Raw genomic sequence first — 4,162 nt, 5'->3', positions numbered from 1 at the left:
TACGTACGAAATGGACGCGGCGACGCAATCAAGACCCAACTAGAGAATCAGCGCACGCTCCTCTTGAATGTGGCATGGGCAAGCCACCGTCGGCATATCTTGAGTGCAGTCCCGGTATTTGTCGAGATGATTTGCTCCTCAGCTGAAGCTGATTCGACGCATTGGGTTCTCTATGGCACGGCAGAGCGGCGTAACCGGCTGCGCAAAGTGCTGAGTGAAGTGATAAGTGACATCGGGCTACGCGATTTAACTGCTATCAACGACACCTTGCTGCGCCTATCTGTTCATGCCAATGTCGGTGTGCAGGCTGTTGCCGGTCGAGCTATTGCTCGCTGGAACGAGTATGGGGCAAGCGAGCAAATGATCGACACCCTCTGGCACCTGATGCACGATCTGGGGACACATACTATCGCAAGTGGCATGGGAATGCCAGGCGATTCTGAGCGTACGCTATTGACAAGGCTCAAAGTCACAGCCACCTTAACAATTGGTTATGCGATCGAGTCACTAACAAAAAAAGAAACTCCTGAGATTCTCTACACCTATCTTGAGCAACTTTCGGAAGATGACACACCAGCGATCCGTGACACCCTTTGCAAAGTCACGCTGGCTATGATCCTACCGCTCCACCTCGACCGTGTACGCGATATTGTTGCGACGCTGACTCATGATCTCACAACGCACCGCAAGATCGCCAAGAGTATGGCAGAAGCCTATCAGAAGAATCCTGAAGAGGTGAAGTCGACCCTTGATCGCTGGTATGCCGTGTGTATGGGGGCAGATCGTCTGCGCATTGGCAAGTCGCTTGAACAGCGGAATGCGTTGCTCGCCTGTGTAAGCCTGATCTATGGCTACCTGCCATATGAGCGATTCCCTGGTGTGCTGAGCGTCAAAAATGCCTTTCAGCGCATGCGGGAAATCTTGCTACAGGAGCAGGCATCACTTATCCGTGAGGCAGCAATGAGCACCGTTATTCGGCAAGGCCGTGAGTATTTTTCTGAACTTGAGCATGTAGTTGGCATTTTCCGGCCCAACGAATTACGACGTATAGTTGATGAGTTGATCGAAGTATTTCTCGATCAACGTATGCATCAGCGAGGTGGCGATACAACGCTCCATATTCGCAATGACAACAACAACGATGACGTCTACCATGTCTGGATACATGCCTGGGAACGACCACGAACGGTCATTGAACAGGAGATGTTTACCTGGATACAAAATCACAAAAACCCTATGTCCCAGCAGATAGCGGTTCAAGCTCTAGTCGAGTTCCGTGCAGTTCTCTATGACGAGGAACAAGAACGTATTGATCAAGTACTTGGCGCACGCAAGAGACTGAGAGAGAAACCGAAGGCCAAGACAAAGCGAGCGCGTCGGCTGCGGATGATCGGGATGCACAATATTAACATTTTCATCCACTACATTGTCGCCAGAATAGTCACACTTACAGCACCAAACTATTTAAAGATCATCCAGGCTACGCTGCCTGAGGTGATGTTTCAGCGTAGCGGATGGCCTAACCTGATCGACACCATCCTCCAGGAGTGGTCATGGTTGCGCCAGCGCACCTATGCAGATATAGGTAAACGCTTACGTCAGGGGGTCATTCTTGTACGCATACGGCTACTTATTCTACTTGTAGCCGCGCTGATTATTGTCAGGCTTGCTCTATTCGCCTGGGACTATGTACACGTAGCACTATAGGCGTGAGGCGCGATATGGATGTCAGCCCATTGATGTGGCGAGATCTATGCCAGGTGTTACAGGAATATTGGCATAATCGACTTCTCACCGATCTTATTCGGCTCAACGCCTGCATCCAACTTGATCAACAGTTGTCGCCCGCAATTGCCGCCCTTGTAAAAGCGGCTGTAGTGCGTGGCGATACACTTGCGCCAGCAGCGTTGAGCGATGAGTATCGGCGTGATCCCATCATTCGCGACCTAATCAGGCAGCTTATTCGTCACTCTCCGGGAGACCATGCTGATACGCCTCCGCCTTTGCGAGTTGCCGTAACTGGACAAAGACCTATTCATATTACACAGGTGCTTCATATTCCCAGCACGCCTACTATGCCCACCCCTGCCAACAGCGCCGATCTAGAACTGAGCATCGCTCCTCTGGTCCACGGGCCCGGCCTAAGCCTACGCCTGATGGAGCCAGACATCCGCCACGGCCCCTTCCCTATCGCGCTCGACTCGCCTGCGCTATTAGAGCACACCGGCGACATGGCCGCCTACGGCGCGGCCCTGCGTGACATGCTCTTCGCCGAGCCTGCGGCTCGGGAGGCATTCCTGGCCTGCCGGGCGGCTGGGCTAAGCGTAGGGAAGCGGTTGCGGGTGCGCCTGCTGCTGCCGCCCGACCTACATACCCTGCGCTGGGAGGCGCTGCGTGACCCACACAGTGGGCGCGGGCTGGCCCGCGACGGCGACCTGCTGCTCTCGCGCTACCTTAGCAGCGATGACTACACCCCGCTCCAGCTGCGCCCGCGCGGCCAGCTGCGCGCTCTGGTGGCAGTGGCCGCACCTAATGACGCGCAGAGCTACGGGCTGGCACCGATCAACGCCGAAGATGAGACCGCCAGAGTCACGGCGATACTGAGCGAACTGCGCCCAACGACCATCAGCGCCTCCTGGGCGCAGCTAAGCGACGCGCTACGCGCAGGCTACGACATCCTCTACCTCGTGGCCCACGGCATACTGAAAAGCGATCAACCCTGGCTCTACTTGGTGAATGCGCATGGTAACGCGGACATAAAGCAGGGTGGCGCGATAGCCGACCTACTGCGCAGCTTGGGAGAGCGCCGTCCGCGCCTAGTAGTGCTGGCAAGCTGTGAGAGTGCCGGAGATGGCTACGCCGATGCCCTAGCGGCCCTCGGCCCGCAGCTGGCCCAGGCCGGCGTCCCGGCGGTGCTGGCGATGCAGGGCAAGCTGAGCGTAGATACAAACACGCGCCTCGCCCCGGTATTCTTCCGCGAACTGCTGCGCGACGGGGCGATTGACCAGGCGGTGAACGCAGCCCGCCTGGCAGTGGAGGATCGGCACGACTGGTGGATGCCGGTGCTGTACACTCGCCTGCGCGACGGGCGGCTTTGGGAATCCCCGGCTGGTGTGCAGGCAAACACACCCGCTAGCCGCGCCGCGCCCAACCCCTTCGGCCGCCTCGGGCGCATCGACGACCCGGCCGAGTTCTTCGGGCGCGATGAGCTGCTGCGCCGTATCTTTGAGGAGCTGGGCAAGGGCAGCAACCTCTCGCTGATCGGCGAGCGCCAGGTGGGCAAGTCGTCGCTGCTGGCCGCGATCCAGCGCCAGGGCGCGGAGCGGCTGGGCCTGCCGCCAGCGGCGCTGCTCTCCATCAATATGCAGCTCATCCACAGCGAGGAGGACTTCTTCGACGCTCTCTGTGGCGAGCTTGGGCTGGACCGAACCTATCGCGGCTATCATCTCGATCGGCGGCTGAGGGGCAAGCGCTACATCCTCTGCCTGGATGAGATCGAGAAGATGCGCCGCGACCGCTTCACCGCCGACGTGCGCGACGAGCTGCGCGGCCTGGCCGACGGCGCCGGCGCACCGCTGACCCTGGTGATCGCCAGCAGCCTGCCCCTGGACGAGCTGTTCCCCGACAAGCTGGGCGAGACCTCGCCCCTGAACATCTGTAGCCCGCTGGACGTGCCGCCCTTCACACGCGCCGAGGCCCGCGCCTTCCTGGCGGATCGCCTGCGCGACACGGGCGTAGCCTTCGACGCGGACGAGGTCGCCGAGCTGCTGGAGCAGAGCGGGCGCCACCCCGGCCGATTGCAGCAGCTGGCCGCCGAGCTGTACCGCCGCAAGGCCGGAGCTTAATCCAATGCCCACCTTCCCCACCTACCGCGGCGAGCTGCCCGCCCGCCTCAGCCCGCTTAACCCGCGCCACTACCTGCTGCTGGCCTACTGGGTCTTCTTTCGCCCCACCGCCCTCAAGTGCTACCTCTACCAGGCCGCGCCGGAGGTATATCGAAGTTCAACAAGCGGCTTGAAAAACCTGCGACATATGTTCGGCATCCCGGCCTACCGCAACCTCTGGCTGATGCTGCCCGTGCTGGCCGTGATGCTGAGTCTGCCGCTGGTGCTGCTGGCGAGCTGGGCGCAGGGCACGTCGGTGAACTGGGTCGGCGTGGCGT

At 59.5% G+C, this 4,162-nt stretch carries 3 protein-coding genes; all 3 read left to right on the top strand.

Annotation, left to right across the window (positions count from 1 at the left end):
- Positions 1-1,707 (top strand): hypothetical protein (locus K2Z83_RS27925; protein ID WP_220598451.1); only part of this gene is annotated, 1,707 nt, incomplete at its 5' end.
- A gap of 368 nt (positions 1,708-2,075) precedes the next feature.
- Positions 2,076-3,845: a CHAT domain-containing protein gene (locus K2Z83_RS27920; RefSeq protein WP_220598450.1), complete on the top strand. Its 1,770-nt coding sequence runs from the start codon at positions 2,076-2,078 to the stop codon at positions 3,843-3,845.
- Positions 3,846-3,849: 4 nt separating this feature from the next.
- Positions 3,850-4,162, top strand: a 313-nt coding sequence (locus K2Z83_RS27915; protein ID WP_220598449.1) for a hypothetical protein, incomplete at its 3' end; no start/stop codon positions are given.

It is taken from the genome of Oscillochloris sp. ZM17-4 (assembly GCF_019599295.1).
In the GTDB taxonomy this organism is placed as follows: domain Bacteria; phylum Chloroflexota; class Chloroflexia; order Chloroflexales; family Chloroflexaceae; genus Oscillochloris.
The sequence above is the reverse complement of the archived record's forward strand: the minus strand, read 5'-3'. Positions and strand labels throughout refer to the sequence as shown.

Bases quoted from the DNA above. Each gene is read 5' to 3' on its own strand.
- K2Z83_RS27920 (WP_220598450.1), top strand. From the start codon at position 2,076: ATGCCCACCCCTGCCAACAGCGCCGATCTAGAACTGAGCATCGCTCCT.